Source organism: Corynebacterium sp. HMSC059E07 (genome assembly GCF_001814395.1).
Classification (GTDB): Bacteria; Actinomycetota; Actinomycetes; order Mycobacteriales; family Mycobacteriaceae; genus Corynebacterium; species Corynebacterium hesseae.
In genome coordinates this window covers 1-272 of the sequence record NZ_KV816305.1, presented here as the reverse complement: position 1 = coordinate 272, position 272 = coordinate 1, and the positions used below count along the sequence as shown (strand labels likewise).

The following is a 272-nucleotide window of genomic DNA, read 5'->3' as shown; positions in this document are numbered from 1 at the left end:
CGTATGCGCCATCCGCAGGGCCCGTTCGACCAGGTGTGTGTCTTGCACGCTATCCATAGCCCAGCCCAGCACTCTGCGGGAATGACCGTCGCGGACCGCGCACAAATACAACCAGCCCTCACCGGTGCGCAAGTAGGTAATATCCGACATCCACACCCGGTTGAGCTCACCAGTATCAAACATGCGCTTGACCAGGTCAGGAAGACTCGACTTACGCTTGGCTTGGATTGTAGTCACTGGGACAAAGGCACGCGGTGAAATCCCTTCAATGC

Annotated in this window: 1 protein-coding gene; it reads right to left on the bottom strand. The window is 57.4% G+C overall.

From position 1 onward, the window contains the following. Positions 1 to 272, bottom strand: a 272-nt coding sequence (locus tag HMPREF2967_RS06400; protein WP_158014681.1) for a DDE-type integrase/transposase/recombinase, incomplete at both ends; no start/stop codon positions are given.